This window comes from Agrobacterium sp. P15N1-A (assembly GCF_044626815.1).
GTDB classification, from domain to species: Bacteria; Pseudomonadota; Alphaproteobacteria; order Rhizobiales; family Rhizobiaceae; genus Agrobacterium; species Agrobacterium leguminum.
Map to the genome: position 1 here is coordinate 819,907 of NZ_JBIUPF010000001.1, position 24,718 is coordinate 844,624.

A 24,718-nucleotide genomic window follows, 5' to 3' on the forward strand; every position below is an offset into this window, starting at 1 on the left:
TCTCTTGATGAAGGATGGAGTGGAAATCTCGGGTGGAGATGACGCAGGTGGGACGGAAACCGCCCGCATTCAGCGCCATCCCGCTTTCAGATACCGGCGGCGGTTTTCGGCGGCAGCGCATCATTGGCATTGCCGTTCACGAAAGCCATGTCGTCCGTCGTCAGCTCGATGCTGCGCAGCTCTCGATTGACGAGGAAATGTTCCGTTTCCTCGACTGTCACGGCGAGATCGAGCGTCGTATCGAAACGCGCCTTGAAGGCCTCGATGATCTCATCGACGATGACCTCCGGTGCGGATGCGCCGGCCGAAAGGCCGACGGTGCGGATATCGCCGATTTCATTCCAGTCGATTTCCGAGGCCCGCTGCACCAGCACGGAACGCTGTGCACCGGCCCGCAGCGCCACTTCCACAAGCCGCTTGGAATTGGAGGAATTGGGCGCGCCAACGACGATGAAGAGGTCGCAGCCGGGGGCCGCCTGCTTCACCGCATCCTGACGGTTTGTGGTTGCGTAACAGATGCTGTCGGCGGCGGGCGCCTGAATGGCCGGGAACCGTTCCTGCAGCCTGGCGATGACGCCGGCCGTGTCATCGACCGAAAGTGTCGTCTGGGTGACGAAGCCGAGATTTTCCCGGTCCGCCGGTTCATAACGGCCGGCATCTTCCACCGTCTCAATGAGCGAGACCGTTCCTTCCGGAAGCTGGCCCATGGTGCCGATGACCTCGGGGTGGCCGGCATGGCCGATCAGCACCACATGGCGGCCGAGGCGCTGGTGGCGCATGGCCTGCTTGTGGACCTTGGAGACCAGCGGGCAGGTGGCATCGAGATAAAACAGATTGCGCGCCTGCGCATCCTCCGGCACGGATTTCGGCACGCCGTGGGCCGAGAAAACCACCGGCTGCTCGCGGTGCTCGGCCGGAATTTCATGCAGTTCCTCGACAAAAACTGCGCCCTTGGCTTCCAGCCCTTCCACCACATAACGGTTATGCACGATTTCGTGGCGGACATAGACGGGTGCGCCATAGGCCTTCAGCGCCAGCACGACGATCTGGATCGCCCGGTCCACGCCCGCGCAAAAGCCGCGCGGTCCGCACAGCCTTATCGTCAAAGGGGGTTTGGAAACGGCGATGTTCATTCCAGCTCCTTGGCCTGCTGCTTGGGCCGTGCTTCATGGCCTTGCCCGACAAGCTGCCTTACCGGACGGGCTGCGCTTTATTCACCCTGCGCCTTACCGTTCCGGAAATAGGCAAAACCGGCGACGATGACAAGGGCCGCCGCCAACCCATACCACGTTATCGCATATTGCAGGTGATTGTTGGGCAAATCTATCAACGTCACGCCACCCTGCGGCCAGCCGCCCGGGTTAGGCGCGTTGTCAGCATCCACGAAGAGGTGGACCAGCCGGTCGGGCGGGATATCGGCGCTGGAGGCCATGGCCGCCAGATCCTTCCAGTAGAAGATGTTCTTGGCGATATCGTTATCAGGCAGCAGCGAGGACGGTTTTGCAACCAGCGGCGCGCGCGAAAGCCCGGTGATCGTCACCGCACCGGCAACCTGCCCGTCGAGCCGTTTGGCCGGTTCCTTCATTTCGAAGGGCACGAAGCCGCGATTGACGAAGAGAATGCGGCCATCGGCGAGTGTCAGCGGCGTATAGATGTAATAGCCGGTTTTCCCCTGATGGGTGGCGAAGAAATGCCGCTCGCGGGCATGATCGAAGGTGCCGGAAAGGCTGACCGTTCGGTATTCGATATCGCCGCCGCTTTTCGCGATTGCCTCTATGTCGGAGAGCGGCGCCGGGCTCGCGCTCCGCCGCTCCTCGATATCGGCAATCAGCGCCTCTTTCCAGTAGAGACGCTTCACCTGCCAGGTGCCGAGCCCAAGAAGAATGGCAAGCGCCAGCAGCACCAGCGGCGCGGCGAACCAGACCCGCCTTTCCGCCGCCTTCATGTGGGAAACGTCATTCACGATCAAACCTGCCTTCGCTTGCATTGTTGCGGTATTGCAGCGCAATCATGATCCCTTTCAGCTTGCGCAGCAGCACGAGGGAGACAATCACCGTAAACGGCAACCACAGCATGACATGCACCCAGACCGGCGGCGCAAAACGCTGATCGAACCAGAGCGCCAGCCCGACGACCAGAAAACCGACGATCAGCATGACGAAAACCGCCGGGCCATCGCCCGCATCGGCAAAACCATAATCCAGTCCGCAGGCGCTGCAGGCGGGTTTTATGGTCAGAAAGCCGTCGAACAGCCGTCCGTTGCCGCAGCGCGGGCAGCAGCCTTTCAAGCCCACCTTGATGGGATCGACCGGCGCGAAATTGCCGTTTGATGGTTCAGACATGACGACCTCCCGCTTCCGCCTGCAAACCGCCCTGTTGGAGAGGGTTCAGGCACGAGGGCAGCAACCGCTGCCCGTGAAGTGTCGACGGAGGCCTAATCTCCCTCCTCCGTCATCCCCGGGCTTGACCCGAGGATTTGCACACTACCGATCTGGATTCCCGGGTCGAGCCCGGGAATGGCGCCGGGTGTGCGGGAAGCTCGCCCTGGACATCAGGGCGGCGACTTGCCACCCCTCCATTATCGGTGCAATCAGCCGTGCAGCGGCGCACCCCAGCCACCCCAGATATAGATGGCGAAGAACAGGAACAGCCAGACGACGTCAACGAAGTGCCAGTACCAGGCAGCCGCTTCGAAACCGAAATGCTGCTGGGGCGTGAAACCGCCGCCAATGGCGCGGAACAGGCACACCAGCAGGAAGACCGTGCCGACGAAGACGTGGAAACCGTGGAAGCCGGTGGCCATGAAGAAGGTCGCGCCGTAGATCGAATTCTTGAAGTCGAACGGCGCGTGCATGTATTCGTAAACCTGCACGGTGGAGAACAGGACGCCGAGCGCGACAGTGAGCAACAGACCGGTGATCAGGCCCTTGCGGTCATTGTGCAGCAGAGCATGGTGCGCCCAGGTAACACAGGTGCCCGACAGAAGCAGGATGACGGTGTTGTAGAGCGGCAGGTGCCAGGGATCGATCACCTCGATGCCCTTGGGCGGCCATTGGCCGCCGGTATATTCGAGGCGCGACGCCTGAATGGCCTCGTGCGGGAAGAGGCTGGCATCGAAATAGGCCCAGAACCACGCCACGAAGAACATCACTTCCGAGGCGATGAACATGATCATGCCGTAACGCAGGTGAAGCGAGACGACGCGGGTGTGGTTGCCCTCATGGGCTTCCTTGATCGTGTCGGACCACCATGCGTACATGGTGTAAAGCACGATGACGAGGCCGATATAGAACAGCCAGGGATTGGCCAGTTCCGCGCCGAACAGCTTGAAGGAGCCGCCCGACAGGTAACGCATGTAACAGACGCCGCCGAAGGTCAGGATGAAGGCGCCGATCGAGGCCAGAAGCGGCCAGGGGCTTGGATCGATGATGTGGTAGTCGTGGTTCTTTTGATGCGTATCTGCCATTGCGACAATCCCCGAATGTCTCTTCCCTGATCCGGCCTTAGATAAAAGGCCAGATCTCCTCTCACAATTTGCTTTCGCCAGATGAAGTCTTTACCGGCAAGGACGCAACCGGTTTTTCGGTTTTGGCCGGATAAAACGTATAGGACAGCGTTAAAGTATGAATGCTCTTGGTTTCGCGCGCCGTGGCGATGTCTGGATCGACGAAGAACACCACCGGCATCTCCAGCGTTTCACCCGGCTGCAGCGTCGTTTCGGTGAAGCAGAAGCACTCCACCTTGTTGAAATAGGCGCCCGCTTCCATCGGCGTGACGTTGAAGACCGCCGTGCCCGTGGTCGCCACGGGTGAACGGTTCGTCGCCTTGAACGTCACCTGCACCGTTTCGCCGATCTTCGGCGTGACCTTTTTGTCGACCGGCTGGAAATCCCAGTTGAGGCCGTTCGACGTATTGGCGTCGAAGGTGACGTTAATGGTCTTGTCGAGGATGACGTCGGAATATTGCTCGACGCGCTGGGTGGTGCCGTTATAGCCGGTGACGCGGCAGAACAGCGTATAAAGCGGCACGGCGGCATAGGCCATGCCGATCATGGCGCAGAAAAACACCAGACAAAGCACGAGGATGGAGCGATTGCTCACCCGCTGCCTGCCGGTCCCTGCCGTCTGCGCTTCCATATTCGCCATCTCCTCCTCCTCTCCCCTCAATCAGCGCGTCAGTGCGAGCCGATCTTGATGATGGTGATGATGTAGAACAGCACCACCAGGCCGGCGAGCAGGACGCCGAGCGCGATGTTGCGCCCGCGTCTCGATTTTTTCTGCGCCGCGCTCAGTTCCACCGTTTCCATCACAGGACTCCCGACATGACGGCCTTCAGGGCCGGCGCGAAATGATCGGCCAGAAGGCCGGAGAAAATCGCAAAAAGGTAAAGCACCGAATAGGCGAACATCTTCTTGGCCGGCAGCATCTTCTCGTCGCCCTCAGGCATCCGCCGGACATCGAGCGAACAGTAGACGAAGATCGCGCTCAGAACGGCTGCGAAAATGCCGTAGCCGGCGCTCGCAAGGCCGGTGAAATAAGGTGCGACGGCCGCAGCTGCGGTCAGCACCGCATAAACGATCATCTGGTTCTTGGTGGAGCGTTCGCCGACCACGTTCGGCATCATTGGAATGCCGACGGCGCCGTAATCGCGCATCTTGAACAGAGCCAGCGCCCAGAAATGCGCCGGTGTCCACAGGAAGATGATGAGGAACAGGATGATGCTGTCCAGCGAAACGCCGCCGGTGACGCAGGCCCAGCCGAGCATGGGCGGGAAAGCGCCGGCCGCACCGCCGATGACGATGTTCTGCGGCGTCGAGCGTTTCAGCCACATCGTATAGATGACGGCGTAAAAGAAGATGGTGAAGGCGAGCAGGCCGGCCGAGAACCAGTTGACCGCAAGGCCGAGAATGACCACCGAAAAGGCCGACAGCGTCAGCCCGAAGGCCAGCGCCTCGCGCGGCGCGATACGGCCGGACGGGATCGGCCTCCGGGCGGTCCGGCTCATCACGGCGTCGATATCGGCATCGTACCACATGTTGAGCGCACCGGACGCGCCGGCGCCGACGGCGATGCAGAGAATGGCGATGATGCCGAGCACCGGGTTGATTTCACCCGGCGCCAGCACGAGACCCGCAAAGGCCGTGAAGACGACGAGCGACATGACGCGCGGCTTCAGCAATTCGAAATAATCGCGCGCGCCGGCTTCCGAAAGTTCGGAGCCCTTCACGCCCAGCATGTCGCGATTGTCGATAATGCTCATTTCCTGTCCTGTTTCCTTCGAACGCCGCGTGAAGCGACGTCCCCTGCACCGGCCCGAAAACGAATGTGATTTCCGGCATGCGCGATGCGTCAATTCATGGGTCCCGAACGTCCTGGCATGAGCGGCGCCGGGCAAAACCGATGCCATTTTCCGGCTTTTCGCCGCACCCTGCCGCCATTCGTCTGCGCTTGCATTTCATAAAGGCCAGATTTGGCATTTATCACGTCCGGGGCATGTATCACGTCGGACGGCAGGCATCGCTTGGACAAAATGTCACGCGGCAGGAGAGACTGCCCGTTCGGGAAACGGCACGGACCGAACCGCGCCGTCCCTCATTTTCAGCGCCCGGAATTTGCGAGCCCCGCCCGCGCCTTCCGGCCCGCGCATCAGCGAATGCGCGGCAGCTGTTCCCACTGGTGGTAGGGCGGCGGCGAAGACAGCTGCCATTCGAGCGTCGTCGCACCTTCACCCCAGGGATTGTTGCCGGCGATCCGCTTCTTTGCGAAGGCTTCCCAGACGCAGAAGAGGAAGATCAGCACGCCGACAGCCGAGATGTAGGAACCGTAGGAGGATACCATGTTCCAGCCGGCATAGGCATCGGGATAATCGATATAGCGGCGCGGCATGCCGGCAAGACCGAGGAAGTGCTGCGGGAAGAACACGAGGTTCACGCCCACGAACATGACCCAGAAATGCAGCTTGCCGAGGAACTCGCTGTACATGTAGCCGGTGATCTTCGGGAACCAGTAGTACCAGCCGGCAAAGATCGCGAAGACAGCGCCGAGCGACAGAACGTAGTGGAAGTGCGCCACCACGTAATAGGTGTCGTGCAGCGAACGGTCGAGACCGGCATTGGCGAGCTGGACGCCGGTGACGCCGCCGACCGTGAACAGGAATATGAAGCCGATCGCCCAGACCATCGGAGTCGAGAAGGTCAGCGAACCGCCCCACATAGTCGCGATCCACGAGAATATCTTGATACCCGTCGGCACCGCGATGACCATGGTGGCGAAGACGAAATAACGCTGCGCTTCGAGCGACAGGCCAACCGTGTACATGTGGTGGGCCCAGACGATGAAGCCGACGGCGCCGATGGCGACCATGGCATAGGCCATGCCGAGGTAACCGAAGACCGGCTTCTTGGAGAAGGTGGAGACGATGTGGCTGATGATGCCGAAACCGGGCAGGATCAGGATGTAGACTTCCGGATGGCCGAAGAACCAGAACAGGTGCTGGTAAAGGATCGGGTCACCGCCGCCTTCCGGCGAGAAGAATGCCGTGCCGAAGTTGCGGTCGGTCAGAAGCATGGTGATGCCACCCGCCAGAACCGGCAGCGAAAGCAGCAGCAGGAACGCGGTGACGAGGACCGACCAGGCGAAGAGCGGCATCTTGTGCAGCGTCATGCCCGGGGCGCGCATGTTGAGGATGGTGGTGATGAAGTTGATCGCACCGAGGATCGACGATGCGCCCGAAACGTGCAGCGCGAAGATCGCCAGATCCACCGCCGGTCCCGGCATGCCGCTGGTCGATAGAGGCGGATACATGGTCCAGCCGCCACCGACACCGTAGGCGCCCGCAGGGCCCTCGACGAAGAGCGAGAGAATGAGAAGGATGAAAGCCGGAACGATCAGCCAGAAGGAGATGTTGTTCAGGCGCGGGAAAGCCATGTCCGGAGCGCCGATCATGATCGGGATCATCCAGTTGGCGAAACCGCCGATCAGCGCCGGCATGACCATGAAGAAGATCATGATCAGCGCGTGCGCGGTGGTGAACACGTTGAACATGTGCTTGCCGCCATCGATGGCGGCGTCACCCTCGAAGCCGTAGACCATGGACGCCAGACCGTGGAATATCTGGATGCCCGGCTCCTGAAGCTCCATGCGCATGACGACGGAAAGCCCGCCGCCGACGATGCCGGCGATGATCGCGAAGATCAGGTAGAGCGTGCCGATGTCCTTGTGGTTGGTCGACAGGAACCAGCGGGCGAAGAAGCCCGGCGTATGGGAATGATGCGCATCATGCGAGTGATCGTCATGTGCGGAATGACCATGCGAGTGATGATCGTCGTGTGCGGAAGGTCCAGCCATTGTCCTCACTCCAGAGTCAGTTGGTTTCGTTGGCGGCAACGTCGACGGTGCGCGGAGCGCCATCGACAGAGGCCATCAGCGCCCGGTTCGCGCCGCTCAGGTCAGAGGCGGCGGCGGTGAGCCAGGTGTTGTACTGCTGTTCGGAAACCACCCGAATGGCGATCGGCATGAAGGCATGGTCCTTGCCGCAAAGCTCGGAACACTGACCGTAATAAAGGCCCTCTTTTTCCGCCTTGAACCAGGTTTCGTTCAGGCGGCCGGGAACGGCGTCGATCTTGACGCCGAAAGCCGGCATGGCGAAGGAATGGATCACATCCGTCGGCGCGGCGGTGACGAGCAGGCGAACGGTCTTGCCGACCGGAACCACCATTTCATTGTCTACCGCCAGAAGACGCGGATAACGGGCCCTGTCTTCCTTGCCCGCGGCGGCACGATCCTGGTCCTTCAGCATGTAGCTGTCGAAGGAGAGCGGCTCGGCGCCTTCGGCGGCCGTATATTCATAGCTCCACAGCCATTGCGTGGCGGTCGCCTTCAGCGTCACGTCGGGGTTTTCCGGCTGCGTCAGCTGCGCGTTCAAGAGATTGAACGACGGGAAAGCAAGGAACAGGAGAATGAGAACCGGCGCCAGCGTCCAGACCACCTCGATCGCCGTGTTATGGCTGGTCTTGGAAGCCACCGGATTTTTCGCGGCGCGGAATTTCAGGGCGACGACGATGAGCAGCGCAAGAACGAAAAGCGTGACCGGAACAATGAACCAAAGCGTATATTGTTCAAACCAGCGTATTTCGTGCATGATCGGCGTGGCGGCCTCCTGCATGCCCATTTGCCAATGCACCGGCTGATCGGCGTGGGCGCCGACAGCCGTGAGCAGACAGGTCATCCCCGCCAGTGCTGCGTAAATCCTATTCGTCACGGTACCCTCTCCCTCACGCGTCTGATCTAGATCAATCACAGACGCAGAATCCATGCTTATGGTACTAACTTCAAACCACAGTTTGTCCTCTGCCGCAATATGCGTCGGGACACGGATGCGCCCCAATTTTGCCATTGGTCAATCCACGGCGACTTTCTCTCACCCCACGCCTCACCGGACCGGCCGAACGCGGTTTCAAACAGCCCAAATGCGACAAAGCCCCTTCTCACAGCCGGTTTTGCCGCCAGTTTCATCGCCGGATAATGAATGTCGCGCCGGGCAAATCAGACGCCCATACCGGAAGACAGGTCCTATTTCCGCCCAACTCCGCTGGAATTGAAGGCCCGAGGCTTTTTTTTCCGGATTATGGCGTCAAAATAGCCGCACTGATTCGAATCCCAGAGGTATCCATGCGTCTTTCCCCGCTCGCGCGCACTTTTCTTGCCGCCGCCGGTCTTGCCATCATCGCTCCCGCCGCTGCGGCGCTGGCGCAACAGCAGCCGCCCGGCACGCCGAAGTCGACGCATGGCGCATGGTCTGTCATCTGCGACAAGCCGGCGGGCGCCTCCGAAGAACAATGCGCCCTGATGCAGAACGTGATCGCCGATGACCGCCCGGAAGTGGGGCTTTCGGTGGTGGTGCTGAAGACGGCCGACCGCAAGTCGCGCATCCTGCGCATCCTCGCGCCGCTCGGCGTGCTTTTGAAGGATGGCATGGAGCTTTATATCGACAATAATAATATCGGCCGCGCCTATTTCACCCGCTGCTTCTCCGAAGGCTGCTATGTGGAAGTGGATATCGACGACGAGCTGCTGAAGGTTCTGCGCGCCGGCAAGAATGCGGTTTTCGCGCTGCGCGAAGCCGTGGATCAGGATCGCGTGGGTATTCCGATCGAGCTTTCCGGCTTCGCCGAGGGCTACGACGCGCTTCCTTAAAGCCTGCCATTGCCGGACAGCCTTGCGTCTGTCCGCTCCAGTGCCTAAATCGGTCATTGAACGATAATGACTGGAGCCTCCCATGACCGACGATCTTGTAAAACTCTTCGATTGCGACGAAACGCAATTGCGCAAGCTCGTCGGCGAGGCGCTCGCCGGCGCTGACGATGGCGAGCTTTTCATCGAACATGCCCAGGCCGAATCGCTGACTTTCGATAATGGCCGGCTGAAGGGCGGTTCCTTCAACACCGATCAGGGTTTCGGCCTGCGCGCCGTCGCCGGAGAAACGGTGGGCTATGCCCATGCGGGCGAGCTGTCGCAGGGCGCGCTGAAACGCGCTTCCGATGCAGTGGGCGCGGTGACCAAGGGTTATTCCGGCTCCTATGCCGCCGCACCGCAGCGCACCAACAAGAAGCTCTATGGTGACGAGAACCCTATCGGCAGCCCGAGCTTCGAGGAGAAGGTGAAGCTCCTCACCGATATCGACGCCTATCTGCGTGACAAGGACGACAAGGTCCGGCAGGTGACGGCGACCATTTCCGCAAGCTGGCAGGTGGTGGACATCCTGCGGGCCGACGGCCATCGCGTCAGCGATATCCGGCCGATGACCCGCATCAATGTTTCCGTCGTGGCGGGCGAAGGCGACCGGCAGGAAAGCGGCTCCTACGGCATTGGCGGCCGCGTCGGTTTCAGCGATTTCATCACCACGGAAAACTGGCAGCGCGGTGCGGATGAAGCGCTGCGCCAGGCGCTCGTCAACCTCACCGCCATCGATGCGCCGGCCGGCACCATGGATGTGGTGCTCGGCTCCGGCTGGCCGGGCGTCATGCTGCACGAGGCGGTGGGCCACGGTCTGGAAGGCGATTTCAACCGCAAGAAAACCTCGGCCTTCGCCGGCCTGATGGGCGAAATGGTCGCCGCCCCCGGCGTGACCGTGGTGGATGACGGCACCATCGACAGCCGCCGCGGCTCGCTGACGATCGACGATGAAGGTACGCCTTCCGGCTATAACGTGCTGATCGAGAACGGCAGGCTGGTCGGTTACATGCAGGACCGGCAGAACGCCCGGCTGATGGGCGCCAAGCCCACCGGCAACGGCCGCCGGCAGGGCTACGCCTATGTGCCGATGCCGCGCATGACCAATACCTACATGCTATCAGGCGACAAGACGCCGGAAGAGATCATCGCTTCCGTGAAGAAGGGCATCTATGCCGTCTCCTTCGGCGGCGGCCAGGTGGATATCACCTCCGGCAAATTCGTGTTCGGCTGCACCGAGGCCTACCTCATCGAAAACGGCAGGATCGGCGCGCCGGTAAAGGGCGCGATGCTGATCGGCAACGGGCCGGATGCGATGAAGCGCGTCTCGATGATCGGCAACGATTCCAAGCTCGATACCGGCATCGGCAATTGCGGCAAGGCTGGACAATGGGTGCCGGTCGGCGTCGGCCAGCCGCATCTGCGCATGGACCAGATCACCGTCGGCGGCACGAAGGCGTAGGCGGTGGTTTTCGGGTGATTGCAGTTGAGCCGATAACGGACAAAACGACGTGGCACCCTATCCCCGGTCCGTCATTCCGGCCTTGAGCCGGAATCCAGTCGACGCGCGTCGGCGCGGCGGGACGACTCTTTTCAGCCCAAGGACTTGGGCTGGCTGGATTCCGGCTCAAGGCCGGAATGACGGCAGAAAGAGTCGCAACCGCACTGAGCCTGTCGCCATCCTGTCAGCCCGCAGCCTCACACATGGCTGCCATGATGAGGTTTCCTCTGGCATGCGGCCGGGAAGGCGGTAAGATCACCCCTCATGGCAGGCCCTCCTCCCACCCCGGGCCTGCGCGGCAAAGGAGACCATGACCATATTACGAAATGCCCTCGTTCCTGAACTTGCCGTCAGCGACTGGCAGAAAAGCCGCGCCTTTTATTGCGACCTGATCGGTTTTCATGTGGTCTATGAGCGCCCCGAGGAGGGTTTCACCTATCTGGCGCTGGGGGATGCCCAGCTGATGATCGACCAGATCGGCGCGACCCGGACATTCGTGACGGGCAATGCCGCGCTCGAATTTCCGCTCGGCCGCGGCATGAACCTGCAGCTCGCCGTTCCCTCCCTGCAACCCATTCTTTCCCGGCTGGAGCGATCCTCCATCGACCTCGTCATGCCGCTGGAGGAAAAATGGTACAGGCGCGGCACGGTCGAAGTGGGCAACCGGCAATTCATCGTCGCCGATCCGGACGGTTATCTGATCCGCCCGTTCGAGAGTCTGGGCGAACGCCCCTTCCGGTTCGGTTAAGTCATGCTGCCTTTTCTTCCGCAGGCCGTGGTTTTCGACATGGACGGATTGCTGATCGAGAGCGAGAGGCTCTATCGCGATTCATTTCTGGCTGCCTCGGATGAAGGCGGCCACGGAATGAAGGTTGAGACCTATCAGAAGGTCTGTGGCAGCCCGTGGGACGTCATCACCGGCACCATCTTTGCCGATTATGGTGCGGATTTTCCCATCGACAGCTTCCGCGACGCCTGGCTTCGGCATCTTGGCGTGATGATGGCGGAGGGCGTGGCGCTGAAGCCGGGCGTCATCGACATTCTCGATCTGCTCGACCGGCTCGATATCCGCCGCGCCATCGCCACCTCGTCGCGGCACGATTCGGTGACGCGCCATCTTGGCCCCCACGGCCTTCTCAGACGTTTCGACACCATCGTCGCACGCGGCGACTATACCGAACCGAAACCCGCACCCATGCCTTATCTCACCGCAGCCCGACGGCTTTCCCTCGATCCGGGCCGCTGCCTTGCGCTGGAGGATTCCTATTCGGGCGTACGCTCTGCGACATCGGCGGGCATGATGACGATCATGGTGCCTGACGTGGCGCCGCCGACCGAGGAAATGCGGGAGAAGTGCATTGCCGTTGCAAGCGACCTTCACGCGGTGGCCGGCCTTCTGCAAAAGGCGCGGGCCTGAGCGAGAGGACGAGCGGGCAGCCGTCACATGTCCTTAGCCATTTGGCGTCATGATAAAGCACATGCCGGCTCGAACGCCGCTATTGGTGGAGCGCCTTTGTCGGCTTATCCATAACTGGGGTGATCATGCCGCCTTTTGCCGTGTCGCTCGCGACGCTGATACTGCTGCTTCTGTCCGTATTCCAGATTGCGCTTGCAGCCGGCGCACCTTTCGGACGCCTCGCCTGGGGCGGCGCGCACCGGGTGTTGCCGGTCCGGCAAAGAATTGCCAGCGCGGCGGCTCCACTCATTTATACCTTTTTTGCGTCCTTTCCGCTGCAAAAGACGGGCTATGCCCACATCTGGCCATCCGGCTGGATCGAACCCGGCATCTGGATTATCGCCTGTTATCTCGCGTCGAGCGCTGGATTGAACGCAATGTCGAAAAGCCGCCCGGAGCGGCTGGTGATGACGCCTGTGGCTGCGGCTCTTGCGATCCTGTTCTTTATCATCGCGTTCTCCTAGTCGCACCCCACTAGAGGCGCGATACCGCAAGGATCAAGCCGCCGTTCGGCGCATCGTCACGCCCCCGGCCTGAAACGCCACTTACGCTCGATCGCTCCTTCAATATCGAGACCGTTATAATGGGCCAGCAACAGCACATGGCCGAGCAGATCGGCGGTTTCGTCGGCCAGATCCCGCTTCATCTCCTCTTTGCTCCTGCCCTTAATGCGCCCCCGTCCTGTCAGCCGATTCCAGGCCTGTGTGACCTCGCCAACCTCTTCCTGAAGCTTCAGCATGTACCAGTCCGGGTCGCGGAATATTCCGTTTTCAGCGGCATATTTTTGCGAGGCCTCTTCAAACCGAGGCATCATGTCAGCAAACATTTGTTCATCCTTTGTTCATGCGCTACAACTCTAATCATGATTCTCTGGCGGCGTCGACCCGTCAGGGCGTCACGCAGCCATGAACTGAAATTTCCGCGACAGGTACATGCAAGCGGGATAGAGAAAAGATATTCGAACAACCGTGCCATCGCCCATGTCCCACCTCGATTTTTTCTCGTCCCTCATCACCGCGCATAGTCCGACGCTGCTCGCCATGTTTGCGGGCGCCGCCTTTCTCGCCGGCCTTGCCCGCGGCTTTTCCGGTTTCGGCGCGGCGCTCATCTTCATCCCGCTCGCAAGCGCCATCGTCGGACCGCGTGTCGCCTCGGCAGTGCTGCTGGTGGTGGACGCCGTGCTGACGCTCGGCATGATACCGCCCGCATGGCGCATGGCGGACCGGCGCGAAGTCTTCATCATGGCGGCCGGCGCCTTTGTCGGCGTGCCGCTTGGAACCATGCTGCTTTCCAACGGCGATCCGCTGACGCTGCGCTGGATCATCTCCGCCGTGGTCGTGGTGCTGCTGTTGTTTCTGCTTTCCGGCTGGCGTTACAGCGGCCGGCCGAAGACGCCGCTGACCCTCTTTACCGGATTTCTGGCCGGGCTGTTTTCGGGGGCTGCGCAACTGGGCGGTCCGCCGGTCGTCGCCTATTGGCTCGGCGGCGCCCTCAAAGGCGCGTTCGTGCGCGCCAATGTCATCTTATATTTCACGATCTCGACCGTGATCTCCACCGGCAGCTATTTTGTCAGCGGCCTGTTCACCGCCGATGTCTTCGTCTTTTTCCTGCTCGCCCTGCCCTTTTACGGGGCCGGGCTTTATGCCGGCGCGCGACTGCACGGGCTTGCCGACGAGGCGGCGTTCCGGCGCATCTGCTATGGGCTGATCGCCATCTCCGCCGTCATCGGCCTGCCGCTGTTCGATTCGCTGCTGAAATAGGCAGGCCGTAAATGGCCTACCCTGCCCTGACCGCCCTTACGGATACATGCGGACCTTGGACCATGCACCGTCAGGCGTCTCGCGGCGGAATTCGATGCGGTCATGCAGGCGGAACTTGCGGTCGTGCCAGAATTCGATGCTGAGCGGTCGGATGCGGAAACCGGACCAGTAGGACGGGCGCGGAATATCGCCGATGGCATATCTGGCGGTATATTCCGCCACGGCCTTTTCCAGCGCGAAACGGCCTTCCAGCGGACGAGACTGCTTGGAAGCCCAGGCGCCGATGCGGCTGCCGCGCGGGCGCGAGGCATAATAGACATCCGCCTCCTCGTCGCTGACGATCTCCACCTCGCCGCGCAGGCGCACCTGTCGCCGCAGGCTTTTCCAGTGGAAACACATGGCCGCTTTTTTCTGGCCGAGAATCTCCTGGCCCTTCTGGCTTTCGAAATTCGTGTAGAAAACAAAGCCGCGATCGTCGACGCCCTTCAGCAGCACCATGCGCACATTCGGCAGGCCATTTTCGTCCACGGTGGCAAGCGCTACCGCGTTCGGATCGTTGATTTCGGAAGCCGTCGCATCCTTCAGCCATTCGGCAAAAAGCGTGAACGGTTCATTTTCTTCCGTGAAGTCACTGGATGTTAACCCCGTTTCCGACATATTGACTAAAATGCTCCCGAGCTGATTTGGACCCCAGAGATGATCTCTGGTGGAAGATGGTGACCGTCATAGCAAAGTCGAACAGTCGAACAAAGAGCCTCCTTTCGTCGGTAGCGGAAGTTTCCGCCGTCGTGTCAATGCTTGTGGTGCTGAGCGGTTGCGTCAGCCTCGATCTGTTCGGCGGCGACAAGGTCGACCGCTCGCTTTCCACGGCCTCCATTCCCAACCAGCCGAACAATGCGCCGCAGACGGACGATGCGACGATCCGCAATGCGGTAACCTCGGCCGATCTCGCCAAGCTCGCCGACCAGCCGCTGCCCTGGGCCAATGCCGCCACCGGCAGCGCCGGCGTCGTCACCGCCATTCACGAAGACAAATCAAGCGGCTTCGTCTGCCGCGATTTCAGGACGACGCGCCACTCCTTCGAGGGCGTTGCGAGCTATTCGGGACAGGCCTGCCTGTCGGAAACCGGCGAATGGCTGCTGACCCGCTTCGAGCAGAAATAATCTGTTTACCCTTAAATATGGAATAGAGCCGGCCCGGGTGCGGCGCGCTTGCTCCGTAAAGGAGTGATTAGCAACTTATTGCAACAGTCGACGTTGATTAAACCGAGGGCGTGCAGGCGAATGATCGCGGGCATCCCTTTTCGGAGGGGTTAGTTTCAGGATTGCGCCATGAAGGGCGGCAGCGCCTGAGCCAACGTAACTGGTGTTTCGCATGCGCGATCCATATTCGATCCTCGGCGTAAAACGTGACGCCCGCCACGAGGAAATCAAGGCCGCCTGGCGCACGAAGGCGAAAACCGTCCATCCGGACGCCAATCGCGACGATCCCGACGCCTCTGCGCGATTCGCCGAGATCGGGCAGGCATACGATCTTCTCAAAGACCCGAAAAAGCGGGATCTCTACGATCAGGCCCGCAGGGCTGCCGAAAAGAAACAGCGCGGCGAAACCATCATGCAGCAGCGGGAAGCCGCGCGCGAGGCTGCCGAGCGCGCCAAGGCCGCCGAAAAGCTGATGGAGGAACTGGCTCGCGCCGACGCCCGCAACCGGGCGCAGACCGGCCAGAAAACCGACGCCAAGGCGGAAACCGCCGAAGATATCGTCGAACGGATTTTTGGCGCCGAGGCGCAGAACGATCCCAAGGTGCAGCAGGCGGCGGAAGCGGCAAAGGCTGCTGCGGGCGCCGCAAAAAGCGATATTCCGGGTGCCGGCGAGACGGCGCAGCCCGGCGCCGGCGATGACAGGACAGCACCCGCATCGCTCGCTGCCAATCTTTTCAGCGCTCTGGTGCGCCGTTTCCGCACGCAGCAGCCGGCTCCCGAAAAAGCGCCGGACATCACTGCGGAGGCCACCGTCACGGTCGCCGATCTGCTGGAACACAGGTGGATTACCGTGTCGCTTGCCGACGAGCGCGAGGTTCGCTTCCAGCTCGAAGCCGGCATGAGCGACGGACACGTGGTGCGGCTGAAGGGACAGGGGCTGAAGCTTCCCAACATGGCGCGCGGCGATCTTGCCGTGACGTTGCTGACCGCCCGTGACGACGCGTTTTCCCTTCGTGGCTTCGATATTCACACGACGCTGCCGATCTCGCTCAGCGACGCGGTTCTGGGGTGTGAAACGAAAGTCGCGACACCGCTCGGTGAAGAAAACATCACCATTCCGGCCTGGTCCGGCTCGGACCGCGTGCTGAGGCTTACCGGCAAGGGCCTCGCCGACGGCAAGGGCGGACAGGGCGATCTCGTCATCGAATTGCGCATCGTTCTCTTGGAAAAGCCGGATGAAAAGGTGACCGACCTGATGCGGCACATGCGCGAAGGCCTTTATTTGTGAAAGTTTTGCGAATAGCCGGGACAACGCACCCTTTGTTACGCTCCCTAACAGTTGATGATCTTTGGCAATCTTGAACAGGATTGCAGCCTATGCCATAGGCAGGACCGATCAAAAGTACTAGGGAGCATAAAATGGCTCAGGCATCCGGCCTCATGGCTGGCAAACGCGGCCTCATCATGGGTGTCGCTAATAATCGTTCCATCGCTTGGGGCATCGCCAAGGCCTGTGCCGACGCGGGCGCGGAAGTTGCGCTGACTTGGCAGGGCGACGCGCTGAAGAAGCGTGTCGAGCCGCTGGCGCAGGAACTGGGCGCCTTCATGGCCGGTCACTGCGATGTGACCGATCTCGAGACGATCGATGCGGTTTTTGCCGGGCTGGAAAAGCACTGGGGCAAGATCGACTTCGTCGTGCACGCCATCGCCTTTTCCGACAAGGATGAGCTGACCGGCCGTTACCTCGATACCAGCCGCGACAATTTCAACCGCACCATGGACATTTCCGTCTTCTCGCTGGCCGCCGTTGCCAAGCGCGCCGAGCCGGTCATGAATGATGGCGGCTCGATCATCACGCTGACCTATTACGGCGCCGAAAAGGTCATGCCGAACTACAACGTCATGGGCGTGGCCAAGGCTGCTCTCGAGGCCAGCGTGCGTTACCTCGCCGTCGACCTCGGCAATCGCGGCATCCGCGTCAACGCCGTTTCCGCCGGCCCGATCAAGACGCTTGCAGCCTCCGGCATCGGTGACTTCCGCTACATTCTGAAATGGAACGAATATAACGCGCCGCTGAAGCGCACCGTTTCCATCGAGGAAGTCGGCAAGTCGGCGCTTTACCTGCTGTCCGACCTTTCGACCGGCGTGACCGGGGAAATCCACCATGTCGATTCCGGTTACCACACCATCGGCATGAAGGCGGTGGATGCGCCTGACATTTCGGTGGTGAAGGACTAAGCCTGCAAGTTGTAAGAACGGGGTATCGCCTTGCTCGTCTATGTGATCCGGCACGGACAAACGGACTGGAATGCGATACGCCGGCTTCAGGGCCAGAAAGACATTCCGCTCAACGATTTCGGCCGCCAGCAGGCGGTCGGCAACGGCAAACTCCTCGCGCATCTGCTGGGAGAACAGGCCACGGATTTCGACTATGTGGCAAGCCCGCTCGGGCGCACGCGCGAGACCATGGAACTGATGCGCGGCGCCATGGGCCTCGATCCCAAGGCCTATCGTACCGACGATCGCCTGATCGAAGTTTCCTTCGGCGACTGGGAAGGGCAAACCCTGCCGGAGCTGAAAAAAGAGTTCCCGGACCGGGTGAAGGCCCGCAAGGCCAACAAATGGGATTTCATCCCCCCCGGCCAGGATGCCGAAAGCTATGAAATCCTCTCCTGGCGCATCGGCGCATGGCTTTCCTCTGTCGAGGTTCCGACGATATGCGTCTGCCACGGCGGCGTCATCCGCTCGATCTTCCGGCTGGTCTCCGGCATGGACAAGGACGAGGCGTCACGCACGCAAATCCCGCAGGACCGGATTTTGAAGGTCGAGATCGACAGGAACAGTGCGGAGTGGATTTGGTGAGGGGCTGACAGAGAGCAAGTCTCTGGATGGTCCGTCAGGTGTTTCCCATGAGTGGCGAGACGTCGCGGCTTGTTTCCTCTCCCCGCCGGGGAGAAGGTGGCCCGAAGGGTCGGATGAGGGGGGGTGCCCTCTCCGAATATCTCTACCCTCGCCCCCTCATCCCGCTGCCGCGGACTTCTCCCCGGAGGGGAGAAGAAAGGGATGCAGACGCCCGTTTCACAACGGACGTTTTGGCACGAGGGCTGCGTAAAGGGGACACAGCCTTACTCAACGACCTGAAGATCGTCCACCACGCGTTTCCCATCCACTTCCGTATAGAAAACCACGACCTTCACGCCCGCCTTCAAACCTTCGAAGTTGAACTCTTCCGGCACGCGATAGGTCTTGCCGTCGTTGAGCGTAATGCTCAGCCCGTTCGCATCGATCTTGCTGATCGTGCCTTCCACGTCGACGCTCTGGGCGTAGCCGTTGATGGGCATCAGGAGGTTGGCGGTGGCCAGAAGGGCGGCAATCATCATACGCATCGATCTAGCTTTCGTGGATTTGCGTGAAAACCTTACATGCATGAAGAATTGCCTTTCGAATGTGGCGGAAATTGCCCGCAACCATGACATTTTCGGCCCAATTGATGAACGGATTTGGGATCGTGTTCAAGCCGTTAGTGATTTTTACACCGCATTTCGCGGCAATATTGGAAAACTTCGGATAAACGTGGAAAACGGCGGCGCATTTACATTTCCGTCATCTCGAAAAACCGCGCTCACCGGCCCGAATCGCCGCCCACTCTCATCCCGGCGCCTGTCGACGGGATGGGGAAGACGCCTGTCGATGTCGTGTTCGGCACTTATCCTGCCGCAGCGAAAGAAAGGCTTTTGCCTTGTCGGGATTTACACTAAGACAAATCCGCTTGTTTTAAACGGCGCTACCCGCAGGCGCCCTGTTTTCCGGTTTTGAGAACTATGTCGCATAACAGCTTCGGTCATCTTTTTCGCGTTACCACCTGGGGAGAAAGCCATGGGCCGGCACTTGGCTGCGTGGTGGATGGCTGCCCGCCCGGCCTGCGCTTTACCCTCGCCGAAGTGCAGCACTGGATGGACAAGCGCAAACCCGGCCAGAGCCGTTTCGTCACCCAGCGTCGCGAGGACGACATCGTCAAGGTTCTCTCCGGCGTGATGCTGGATGAGGACGGCGAGACGATGATCACGACGGGCACGCCGATTTCCATGCTGATCGAAAACACCGACCAGCGTTCGAAGGATTATGGCGAGATCGCCAAACGGTTCCGCCCGGGCCATGCGGATTTCACCTATGACCTGAAATACGGCATTCGCGACTATCGCGGCGGCGGGCGTTCTTCCGCGCGCGAGACCGCAGCGCGTGTCGCTGCTGGCGCTATCGCCCGCAAGGTGGTGCCAAGCCTCAATGTGCGCGGCGCGCTGGTGCAGATCGGCAAGCACAAGATCAACCGCGACAACTGGGATTGGAATCAGGTCGACCAGAACCCGTTCTTCTGCCCGGATGCGGCGATGGTGCCGGTGTGGGAAGAGTATCTCGACGGCATCCGCAAGGCCGGCTCCTCCATCGGGGCCGTCGTCGAAGTGGTGGCTGAAGGGGTTCCGGCCGGCATCGGCGCGCCGATCTATGCCAAGCTCGATCAGGATATCGCCTCCAGCCTGATGTCGATCAACGCCGTCAAGGGCGTGGAAATCGGCGAAGGTTTCGCCTCGGCCGAGCTTTCCGGCGAGGAAAATGCCGATGAGATGCGCATGGGCAATGACGGCAAGCCGATTTTCCTGTCCAACCATGCCGGCGGCATTCTGGGCGGCATCGCGACCGGTGAGCCGGTCATCGCCCGCTTCGCCATCAAGCCCACCTCCTCCATTCTGACGGAGCGCCTGTCGATCGATACCGACGGCAACAATGTCGATGTGCGCACCAAGGGCCGCCACGACCCCTGCGTCGGCATTCGCGCGGTGCCGATTGGTGAGGCGATGGTGGCCTGCACCGTTGCCGACCATTATCTGAGGGACCGCGGCCAGACCGGCCGGCTTTAGCGGACCGAAAAGTGTGAAGCGGTTTTCGGACAATCCGCTAAAGAAACAAAAAGAGCAACGAACCGTTGCTCTGAAGTGAGGGGATATCGCCATGGCCTATGACCAGAAACGCGTCGTGGACGCCATCCGCGCTTTCGAAGCCGGTGAAATCGTCGTTGTGACCGACGATGACGACCGCGAGAACGAAGGCGATCTGATCATTTCAGCGGTTCACTGCACGCCTGAAAAAATGGCGCTGATCGTGCGTCATACCTCGGGCATCGTCTGCGCGCCCATGCCGCGCGAGGAGGCCAAGCGGCTGAACCTCAACGCCATGGTGGCGGAAAATGACAGCGCCCATACGACGGCCTTCACCGTCAGCGTCGATTTCAAGCACGGCACAACGACGGGCATTTCCGCCGATGACCGCACCCTCACGGTGCGCAATCTCGCCAATCCCAATGTCGGCGCTTCCGATTTCACCCGGCCGGGCCATATCTTCCCGCTGATTTCCCGTGAGGGCGGCGTGTTGATGCGTTCCGGCCATACCGAAGCGGCGGTCGATCTCTGCCGTCTCGCCGGCCTGCCGCCCATCGGCGTCATCAGCGAGCTGGTGAATGACGATGGCAGCGTGATGCGCGGCCCGCAGGTGCTGGATTTCGCCGACAAACACGGCATGAAACACGTTTCGGTCGCCGATCTCATCGCCTATCGCCAGCGCAAGGAAACGCTGGTGGAGATGGAATCCTCCTTCACCATCGAAACGCCCTTCGGGCCAGCCAAGGCGCAGACCTATTCCCTGCCCTGGGATCCGATGCAGCACATGGCGGTGATTTTCGGCGATATCCGCGACGGTATCGATATTCCCGTTCGCCTGCACCCCGAAAACGTCGCCGACGACGTGTTCGGCGATCGCCAGCCAGTGCGGCATTATATGCAGAAGATCGCCGAGGAAGGACGCGGCGTCATCGTCTATCTGCGCGAAGGCTCCGTTGGCGTTGGCCAGGTTGCCGGACGGCGCAAGGCGCGTGACCCGGACGAAGCGCATGCCCAGGCCCGTTCGCGCGAAAACGAATGGCTGGAAATCGGCCTCGGCGCGCAGATCCTCAAGGATCTCGGCATCAGCTCCATCAAGCTGCTGACCACCCGCGAACGGCATTATGTCGGGCTTGAAGGCTTCGGCATCCAGATTTCGGCGACGGATATCTGCTGATTTTTGGGGTTTGCCTTGGTTTTCCAGGGCAATTGTGAAGCGAGTGGGTGCCCCTTGTTTCTTCTCCTCGAGGGGGAGAAGTCCGCGGCAGCGGGATGAGGGGCACCCTTGCCGGATTTCGGAGAGCTTGCCCCCTCATCCGACCCTTCGGGCCACCTTCTCCCCGGCGGGGAGAAGAAACACGCGGCGACGCCGGGCTACCTCAGCTGCGAAGATGGCGTCGCGTGGTGGGATGTCACTCTCACAGTGTCCAGAGCGAAAAACTTCAGCTTTCTTCCCGCCAGCCCTCCAGATAATTCACGCTCTCCACCCCCGTAAATTTCGCGAGCCGCGCCAGCTCCGCGTCGAGCTTCTCCAGCCGGCCCGCCGAGGCACGCACGCCCGGTTCCAGCCACAGGCGCCGAACATCGAGCGTGCTGCGCTTGCGATCCGCCTTCATGTCGATGCGACCGATCACGCGGTCGCCCTCCAGAAGCGGGAAGACATAATAGCCATATTGCCTTTTCGGCTCCGGCACGAAGACCTCGATGCGGTAATAAAAGTCGAACAGCCTCTCCGTGCGGTTGCGGTCACGCAAAAGCGGATCGAAGGGGCTGAGGACACGGACGCGGGACGACGGTTCCGGCACGTCGGTCAGGTCGGCGGTGAAATCAGCAAAGGCATAAGACAGGCGGGCAGTGTCGCCATCGCTTGCAAGAAGCGAGACCTCACAGAGTTCATCGCGGTGGCTCTTGACCCAGTCCCTCGCCTCCTGCGGGGTGACGAGATCGAAAAAGGCGGCGATTTCGCCATGGGTGGCGAAACCCAGCCGTTTCAGCGCCTGTCGGCAGGCCCAGTCGACGAATTCCGCATGCTCCACCTCGGTTTCGTGATGCTCGCCGGGAATGACCCGTTCGGCGAGATCATAGACCTTCTGGAAATTCACCCGGCCAGCGATCGCCAGCTTCCCGGTGTGCCAGAGATATTCGAGCGCGGTCTTGGAAGGATGCCAGTTCCACCAGCCGCCGGACTGGTGCCCCTCCTCTTTCAACTCCCGCGCCAGAACCGGCCCGGTTGCGGCAATGCGCTCCAGCGTTTCACCGAAAGCGGCGTCGAAACCCTCGCCGTGCCATTTGCGCCAGCGCTCCTGGATGATCGGCTCGCGGCGGCGGAAACGATGCTTCCAATAGGGATAAAATTCCGTCGGCACGATGGAAGCGTCATGTGTCCAGTGCTCGAACAGCGCCCGGTCCTTTTCCAAAAGCGTGGTCAGATGATCACGCCTGTAGGTCTGGTTGCGGGAGAAGATGATCTGATGGTGGGCGCGCTCCACCGTGCCGATGCTGTCCACCTGCACAAAACCGATATCGGTTATCAGCTGCAGCAGGTCGCTCTTGGAAAGCGCCTTGCCGGGCGGCGAGGAAAGCCCCTGCCGCGCCAGAAAAATTCGTCTTGCCGCTTCGTTTGAAACCTTGATCACCATGGTGCAGAAGGTATGACGGCTTTTTCAGGATTGCAATGTTCTTTTTTTGTTCCTTGTTTCACTTCTGTTGATGACGGGGTATAGAACCGGAAAACGAGCGCGAGGATGTAAGCTTGGAAATCCGTTTCGACGCCGCCGGTGTCGCTTTCGAGGGCCGGCAGGCCCTGCAGCCGCTGTCTCTGACATTGACGGAACGGCGTATCGGCGTGATCGGCCTTAATGGTTCCGGCAAGACCACCTTTGCGCGGCTGATCAACGGGCTGAACAAGCCGAGCGAGGGCAAGGTTGCGGTCAACGGTCTCGACACCGTGACGGATGCCAAGGCTGTCTTGCAGACGGTCGGTTTCATCTTCCAGAATCCGCAGAACCAGATCATCCTGCCGATCGTGCGCGACGATGTCGCCTTCGGGCTGAAGCGGCTCGGCCTCGGCAGGGCGGAAACCGAAGCCCGGGTGAAGGCCGTTCTTGCCAGACTTGGCATTTCCCATCTCGAAGAACGGCGCGCGCATGAGCTTTCCGGCGGGGAGCTGCAGCTTGCGGCGCTGGCCGCGCTTCTGGTTACCGAACCGCACATCCTTATTCTCGATGAACCGACCAACCAGCTTGATCTCAAAAACCGGGCTGTCGTGGAAAAGACCATGGCGACACTGTCGCAGTCGCTCATCGTCATCACCCATGATCTGCCGCTGCTTGAAGGCTTCGACCGTGTGCTGGTTTTCCACGGCGGCGCGCTGATTGCGGACGCCGCGCCTGAAGAGGCAGTGGCGCAATATCTCGCGGCGGTGGCGCGATGAAATCGCTGCACGTTGAAGGCACGGGCTGGCTCTACCGCGTCTCGCCGCGCCTCAAGCTCCTGACGCTGATGGGCTTCAGCATCGCGCTGTTCCTTACCCGCGATCTGTTGTTGCTGGGATGCGCCGTGGTTCTCGCCGCCGCCATCCTGCGCGAGACGCGGCTACCCTTCCAGGATATCGGCCTGCGGCTGCGGCCGGTGATGCTGACCATCTTCCTCGTCGCGGCTTTCAGCTATCTTTTGCTTCCGACCCATGCGACAGTCAATCTTTTGCGGCTGACGGCGCTGGCGCTGCTTGCCACCGCCGTCACCATCACCGTCAGCATCTCGCAGTTCATGAATGAGATCACGCTTGCCGCCGCCCCTCTCGAAAGGCTGGGGCTGGTCAAGGCTGCCGATATCGGGCTTGCGGTCGGGCTCGTCGTGCGTTTCGTGCCCGAGATCGTCAACCGGTATCATGCGGTGCGTGACGCACACCGGGCTCGCGGCCTGCCCGTGCGGATGGCGACCATCATCGTGCCACTCGTCATTATGACGTTGAAGGATGCCGATGCCATTGCCGACGCCATTGACGCGCGCGGTTTCAGAGGCCAAAGCTGACGGCCAGATAACCATCCGGAGTTTCCGAGCCATGACGACCCGCGACCTTGTGCTGATCTCGCTGTTTTCCGCCATCATCATCGCACTTGGGCTTCTGCCGCCGATCACGCTCGGCTTCATTCCCGTGCCGATCACCGCTCAGTCGCTCGGCGTCATGCTGGCCGGTGTCGTGCTGGGCGCGAAGCGCGGCACGCTCGCGGTGCTGCTGACGATCCTGATTGCCGCCATCGGCCTGCCGGTCCTGTCGGGCGGACGCGGTGGTCTTTCCATCTTCACCACGCCGACGACGGGCTTCCTGATCGGCTGGATCGCGGCTGTCTTCGTCACCGGCACGCTCTCGGAAAAACTCGTCAATCGCAGCCAGTCCGCTCTGGCGCAGGGCATCGGTTTCTTCGTCGCCAGCCTCATCGGCGGCGTGGTGGTGCTTTATGCCTTCGGCATCACCTATCTGGCGCTGGTCGTCGGGCTTGGTTTCGAAAAGGCCTTCATGGGTTCGCTCGCCTTCATTCCCGGCGATGCGCTGAAGGCCGTGCTTGCCGCACTGGCCGGCCGTGCCGTGATGGCCGGTTATCCGCTTCTGCCGCAGCGCGCCTGAACAGACTTTCT

At 61.0% G+C, this 24,718-nt stretch carries 29 protein-coding genes; 16 read left to right on the forward strand and 13 right to left on the reverse strand.

Going from position 1 to position 24,718, the window contains the following annotated elements; translation table 11 throughout:
* Positions 1 to 86: 86 nt before the first annotated feature.
* From ispH to coxB, 9 genes are all read right to left on the reverse strand, one after another.
* Positions 87 to 1,133, reverse strand: a complete 1,047-nt coding sequence (gene ispH / locus ACIK7D_RS04060) for a 4-hydroxy-3-methylbut-2-enyl diphosphate reductase (RefSeq protein WP_003521111.1) — start codon at positions 1,131 to 1,133, stop codon at positions 87 to 89.
* Between the two features lie 77 nt (positions 1,134 to 1,210).
* Entirely contained in the window at positions 1,211 to 1,945 is a 735-nt protein-coding gene (locus ACIK7D_RS04065; RefSeq protein WP_400156011.1) for an SURF1 family protein, read from the reverse strand.
* Positions 1,946 to 1,955: 10 nt separating this feature from the next.
* Positions 1,956 to 2,342, reverse strand: a complete 387-nt coding sequence (locus ACIK7D_RS04070; RefSeq protein ID WP_400155685.1) for a DUF983 domain-containing protein — start codon at positions 2,340 to 2,342, stop codon at positions 1,956 to 1,958.
* A gap of 248 nt (positions 2,343 to 2,590) precedes the next feature.
* Positions 2,591 to 3,466, reverse strand: a complete 876-nt coding sequence (locus ACIK7D_RS04075; protein WP_080817490.1) for a cytochrome c oxidase subunit 3 — start codon at positions 3,464 to 3,466, stop codon at positions 2,591 to 2,593.
* 61 nt (positions 3,467 to 3,527) lie between these two features.
* Complete coding sequence (locus ACIK7D_RS04080; protein WP_003521106.1) at positions 3,528 to 4,145, reverse strand: cytochrome c oxidase assembly protein; 618 nt, start codon at positions 4,143 to 4,145, stop codon at positions 3,528 to 3,530.
* A 29-nt stretch (positions 4,146 to 4,174) separates the two neighbouring features.
* Positions 4,175 to 4,306, reverse strand: a complete 132-nt coding sequence (locus ACIK7D_RS04085; RefSeq protein WP_003521105.1) for a hypothetical protein — start codon at positions 4,304 to 4,306, stop codon at positions 4,175 to 4,177.
* On the reverse strand, positions 4,306 to 5,259 hold the full coding sequence (gene cyoE, locus ACIK7D_RS04090; protein WP_003521104.1) for a heme o synthase: 954 nt from the start codon (positions 5,257 to 5,259) through the stop codon (positions 4,306 to 4,308). The genes ACIK7D_RS04085 and cyoE overlap by 1 nt, the downstream gene beginning before the upstream one ends.
* Before the next feature lie 386 nt (positions 5,260 to 5,645).
* Entirely contained in the window at positions 5,646 to 7,346 is a 1,701-nt protein-coding gene (gene ctaD, locus ACIK7D_RS04095; protein WP_003521103.1) for a cytochrome c oxidase subunit I, read from the reverse strand.
* A 16-nt stretch (positions 7,347 to 7,362) separates the two neighbouring features.
* Positions 7,363 to 8,226 (reverse strand): cytochrome c oxidase subunit II, encoded by an 864-nt coding sequence (gene coxB, locus ACIK7D_RS04100; RefSeq protein WP_400156012.1) that lies wholly within the window; start codon positions 8,224 to 8,226, stop codon positions 7,363 to 7,365.
* 443 nt (positions 8,227 to 8,669) lie between these two features.
* Here coxB and ACIK7D_RS04105 point away from each other — a divergent pair, with 443 nt between their 5' ends.
* The 5 genes from ACIK7D_RS04105 to ACIK7D_RS04125 all read left to right on the forward strand — a co-directional run bounded on the left by ACIK7D_RS04105 (position 8,670) and on the right by ACIK7D_RS04125 (position 12,651).
* Entirely contained in the window at positions 8,670 to 9,194 is a 525-nt protein-coding gene (locus ACIK7D_RS04105; RefSeq protein WP_003521101.1) for an invasion associated locus B family protein, read from the forward strand.
* 82 nt (positions 9,195 to 9,276) lie between these two features.
* On the forward strand, positions 9,277 to 10,692 hold the full coding sequence (gene tldD, locus ACIK7D_RS04110; protein ID WP_127756251.1) for a metalloprotease TldD: 1,416 nt from the start codon (positions 9,277 to 9,279) through the stop codon (positions 10,690 to 10,692).
* Positions 10,693 to 11,041: 349 nt separating this feature from the next.
* Positions 11,042 to 11,479 carry a VOC family protein gene (locus ACIK7D_RS04115; protein ID WP_080817493.1) on the forward strand — a complete coding sequence of 146 codons (438 nt, stop codon included), beginning with the start codon at positions 11,042 to 11,044 and terminating at the stop codon, positions 11,477 to 11,479.
* A 3-nt stretch (positions 11,480 to 11,482) separates the two neighbouring features.
* Positions 11,483 to 12,148, forward strand: coding sequence for an HAD family hydrolase (locus ACIK7D_RS04120; protein ID WP_400155686.1), 666 nt, complete (start codon positions 11,483 to 11,485; stop codon positions 12,146 to 12,148).
* A gap of 125 nt (positions 12,149 to 12,273) precedes the next feature.
* Entirely contained in the window at positions 12,274 to 12,651 is a 378-nt protein-coding gene (locus tag ACIK7D_RS04125) for a hypothetical protein (protein ID WP_400155687.1), read from the forward strand.
* A gap of 56 nt (positions 12,652 to 12,707) precedes the next feature.
* Here ACIK7D_RS04125 and ACIK7D_RS04130 read toward each other — a convergent pair whose 3' ends face one another.
* Entirely contained in the window at positions 12,708 to 13,013 is a 306-nt protein-coding gene (locus tag ACIK7D_RS04130) for a MazG nucleotide pyrophosphohydrolase domain-containing protein (protein WP_060722994.1), read from the reverse strand.
* Between the two features lie 154 nt (positions 13,014 to 13,167).
* Between ACIK7D_RS04130 and ACIK7D_RS04135 the strand changes: the two genes are divergently transcribed.
* Entirely contained in the window at positions 13,168 to 13,947 is a 780-nt protein-coding gene (locus ACIK7D_RS04135; RefSeq protein WP_400155688.1) for a sulfite exporter TauE/SafE family protein, read from the forward strand.
* Positions 13,948 to 13,983: 36 nt separating this feature from the next.
* Here the strand turns inward: ACIK7D_RS04135 and pdxH are convergent, their stop codons facing one another.
* Positions 13,984 to 14,604, reverse strand: a complete 621-nt coding sequence (pdxH, locus tag ACIK7D_RS04140; RefSeq protein WP_080817495.1) for a pyridoxamine 5'-phosphate oxidase — start codon at positions 14,602 to 14,604, stop codon at positions 13,984 to 13,986.
* A 56-nt stretch (positions 14,605 to 14,660) separates the two neighbouring features.
* On the opposite strand from pdxH, the gene ACIK7D_RS04145 reads away from it, so the two are divergent.
* From ACIK7D_RS04145 to ACIK7D_RS04160, 4 genes are all read left to right on the forward strand, one after another.
* A complete protein-coding gene (locus ACIK7D_RS04145) occupies positions 14,661 to 15,110 on the forward strand; it encodes an RT0821/Lpp0805 family surface protein (protein ID WP_059760835.1) in 450 nt (149 codons plus the stop codon).
* A gap of 211 nt (positions 15,111 to 15,321) precedes the next feature.
* The gene (locus tag ACIK7D_RS04150) at positions 15,322 to 16,437 is read left to right on the forward strand and encodes a DnaJ C-terminal domain-containing protein (protein WP_400155689.1); all 1,116 of its coding nucleotides are present in this window, start codon (positions 15,322 to 15,324) and stop codon (positions 16,435 to 16,437) included.
* A 131-nt stretch (positions 16,438 to 16,568) separates the two neighbouring features.
* On the forward strand, positions 16,569 to 17,387 hold the full coding sequence (gene fabI, locus ACIK7D_RS04155; RefSeq protein WP_003521090.1) for an enoyl-ACP reductase FabI: 819 nt from the start codon (positions 16,569 to 16,571) through the stop codon (positions 17,385 to 17,387).
* A gap of 30 nt (positions 17,388 to 17,417) precedes the next feature.
* Positions 17,418 to 18,011, forward strand: a complete 594-nt coding sequence (locus tag ACIK7D_RS04160) for a histidine phosphatase family protein (RefSeq protein ID WP_080817496.1) — start codon at positions 17,418 to 17,420, stop codon at positions 18,009 to 18,011.
* A gap of 263 nt (positions 18,012 to 18,274) precedes the next feature.
* On the opposite strand, the gene ACIK7D_RS04165 is transcribed toward ACIK7D_RS04160, so the two are convergent.
* A complete protein-coding gene (locus ACIK7D_RS04165) occupies positions 18,275 to 18,535 on the reverse strand; it encodes a DUF1344 domain-containing protein (protein ID WP_162520615.1) in 261 nt (86 codons plus the stop codon).
* Between the two features lie 40 nt (positions 18,536 to 18,575).
* On the opposite strand from ACIK7D_RS04165, the gene ACIK7D_RS04170 reads away from it, so the two are divergent.
* The 3 genes from ACIK7D_RS04170 to ribB all read left to right on the forward strand — a co-directional run bounded on the left by ACIK7D_RS04170 (position 18,576) and on the right by ribB (position 21,257).
* Positions 18,576 to 18,965 (forward strand): hypothetical protein, encoded by a 390-nt coding sequence (locus tag ACIK7D_RS04170; protein ID WP_400155690.1) that lies wholly within the window; start codon positions 18,576 to 18,578, stop codon positions 18,963 to 18,965.
* Positions 18,966 to 18,970: 5 nt separating this feature from the next.
* Positions 18,971 to 20,065 (forward strand): chorismate synthase, encoded by a 1,095-nt coding sequence (aroC, locus tag ACIK7D_RS04175; protein ID WP_400155691.1) that lies wholly within the window; start codon positions 18,971 to 18,973, stop codon positions 20,063 to 20,065.
* 91 nt (positions 20,066 to 20,156) lie between these two features.
* Entirely contained in the window at positions 20,157 to 21,257 is a 1,101-nt protein-coding gene (gene ribB, locus ACIK7D_RS04180; RefSeq protein ID WP_065115034.1) for a 3,4-dihydroxy-2-butanone-4-phosphate synthase, read from the forward strand.
* Positions 21,258 to 21,522: 265 nt separating this feature from the next.
* On the opposite strand, the gene ACIK7D_RS04185 is transcribed toward ribB, so the two are convergent.
* On the reverse strand, positions 21,523 to 22,719 hold the full coding sequence (locus ACIK7D_RS04185) for a winged helix-turn-helix domain-containing protein (RefSeq protein ID WP_400155692.1): 1,197 nt from the start codon (positions 22,717 to 22,719) through the stop codon (positions 21,523 to 21,525).
* Between the two features lie 113 nt (positions 22,720 to 22,832).
* Between ACIK7D_RS04185 and ACIK7D_RS04190 the strand changes: the two genes are divergently transcribed.
* The 3 genes from ACIK7D_RS04190 to ACIK7D_RS04200 are packed head-to-tail and all read left to right on the forward strand — an operon-like array spanning position 22,833 to position 24,707.
* Positions 22,833 to 23,513, forward strand: a complete 681-nt coding sequence (locus ACIK7D_RS04190; protein ID WP_400155693.1) for an energy-coupling factor ABC transporter ATP-binding protein — start codon at positions 22,833 to 22,835, stop codon at positions 23,511 to 23,513.
* The gene (locus ACIK7D_RS04195) at positions 23,510 to 24,112 is read left to right on the forward strand and encodes a CbiQ family ECF transporter T component (RefSeq protein WP_400155694.1); all 603 of its coding nucleotides are present in this window, start codon (positions 23,510 to 23,512) and stop codon (positions 24,110 to 24,112) included. The genes ACIK7D_RS04190 and ACIK7D_RS04195 overlap by 4 nt, the downstream gene beginning before the upstream one ends.
* 31 nt (positions 24,113 to 24,143) lie before the next feature.
* A complete protein-coding gene (locus tag ACIK7D_RS04200) occupies positions 24,144 to 24,707 on the forward strand; it encodes a biotin transporter BioY (protein ID WP_153513285.1) in 564 nt (187 codons plus the stop codon).
* Positions 24,708 to 24,718 lie beyond the last annotated feature (11 nt).

Excerpts from the sequence above, each read along its gene's own strand:
- ispH (WP_003521111.1), bottom strand. The coding sequence starts at position 1,133 with ATGAACATCGCCGTTTCCAAACCCCCTTTGACGATAAGGCTGTGCGGA.
- ACIK7D_RS04065 (WP_400156011.1), bottom strand. The coding sequence starts at position 1,945 with ATGAAGGCGGCGGAAAGGCGGGTCTGGTTCGCCGCGCCGCTGGTGCTG.
- ACIK7D_RS04070 (WP_400155685.1), bottom strand. The coding sequence starts at position 2,342 with ATGTCTGAACCATCAAACGGCAATTTCGCGCCGGTCGATCCCATCAAG.
- ACIK7D_RS04075 (WP_080817490.1), bottom strand. The coding sequence starts at position 3,466 with ATGGCAGATACGCATCAAAAGAACCACGACTACCACATCATCGATCCA.
- ACIK7D_RS04080 (WP_003521106.1), bottom strand. The coding sequence starts at position 4,145 with ATGGCGAATATGGAAGCGCAGACGGCAGGGACCGGCAGGCAGCGGGTG.
- ACIK7D_RS04085 (WP_003521105.1), bottom strand. The coding sequence starts at position 4,306 with ATGGAAACGGTGGAACTGAGCGCGGCGCAGAAAAAATCGAGACGCGGG.
- cyoE (WP_003521104.1), bottom strand. The coding sequence starts at position 5,259 with ATGAGCATTATCGACAATCGCGACATGCTGGGCGTGAAGGGCTCCGAA.
- ctaD (WP_003521103.1), bottom strand. The coding sequence starts at position 7,346 with ATGGCTGGACCTTCCGCACACGACGATCATCACTCGCATGGTCATTCC.
- coxB (WP_400156012.1), bottom strand. The coding sequence starts at position 8,226 with ATGACCTGTCTGCTCACGGCTGTCGGCGCCCACGCCGATCAGCCGGTG.
- ACIK7D_RS04105 (WP_003521101.1), top strand. The coding sequence starts at position 8,670 with ATGCGTCTTTCCCCGCTCGCGCGCACTTTTCTTGCCGCCGCCGGTCTT.
- tldD (WP_127756251.1), top strand. The coding sequence starts at position 9,277 with ATGACCGACGATCTTGTAAAACTCTTCGATTGCGACGAAACGCAATTG.
- ACIK7D_RS04115 (WP_080817493.1), top strand. The coding sequence starts at position 11,042 with ATGACCATATTACGAAATGCCCTCGTTCCTGAACTTGCCGTCAGCGAC.
- ACIK7D_RS04120 (WP_400155686.1), top strand. The coding sequence starts at position 11,483 with ATGCTGCCTTTTCTTCCGCAGGCCGTGGTTTTCGACATGGACGGATTG.
- ACIK7D_RS04125 (WP_400155687.1), top strand. The coding sequence starts at position 12,274 with ATGCCGCCTTTTGCCGTGTCGCTCGCGACGCTGATACTGCTGCTTCTG.
- ACIK7D_RS04130 (WP_060722994.1), bottom strand. The coding sequence starts at position 13,013 with ATGTTTGCTGACATGATGCCTCGGTTTGAAGAGGCCTCGCAAAAATAT.
- ACIK7D_RS04135 (WP_400155688.1), top strand. The coding sequence starts at position 13,168 with ATGTCCCACCTCGATTTTTTCTCGTCCCTCATCACCGCGCATAGTCCG.
- pdxH (WP_080817495.1), bottom strand. The coding sequence starts at position 14,604 with ATGTCGGAAACGGGGTTAACATCCAGTGACTTCACGGAAGAAAATGAA.
- ACIK7D_RS04145 (WP_059760835.1), top strand. The coding sequence starts at position 14,661 with ATGGTGACCGTCATAGCAAAGTCGAACAGTCGAACAAAGAGCCTCCTT.
- ACIK7D_RS04150 (WP_400155689.1), top strand. The coding sequence starts at position 15,322 with ATGCGCGATCCATATTCGATCCTCGGCGTAAAACGTGACGCCCGCCAC.
- fabI (WP_003521090.1), top strand. The coding sequence starts at position 16,569 with ATGGCTCAGGCATCCGGCCTCATGGCTGGCAAACGCGGCCTCATCATG.
- ACIK7D_RS04165 (WP_162520615.1), bottom strand. The coding sequence starts at position 18,535 with ATGCGTATGATGATTGCCGCCCTTCTGGCCACCGCCAACCTCCTGATG.
- ACIK7D_RS04170 (WP_400155690.1), top strand. The coding sequence starts at position 18,576 with ATGAAGAATTGCCTTTCGAATGTGGCGGAAATTGCCCGCAACCATGAC.
- aroC (WP_400155691.1), top strand. The coding sequence starts at position 18,971 with ATGTCGCATAACAGCTTCGGTCATCTTTTTCGCGTTACCACCTGGGGA.
- ribB (WP_065115034.1), top strand. The coding sequence starts at position 20,157 with ATGGCCTATGACCAGAAACGCGTCGTGGACGCCATCCGCGCTTTCGAA.
- ACIK7D_RS04185 (WP_400155692.1), bottom strand. The coding sequence starts at position 22,719 with ATGGTGATCAAGGTTTCAAACGAAGCGGCAAGACGAATTTTTCTGGCG.
- ACIK7D_RS04195 (WP_400155694.1), top strand. The coding sequence starts at position 23,510 with ATGAAATCGCTGCACGTTGAAGGCACGGGCTGGCTCTACCGCGTCTCG.
- ACIK7D_RS04200 (WP_153513285.1), top strand. The coding sequence starts at position 24,144 with ATGACGACCCGCGACCTTGTGCTGATCTCGCTGTTTTCCGCCATCATC.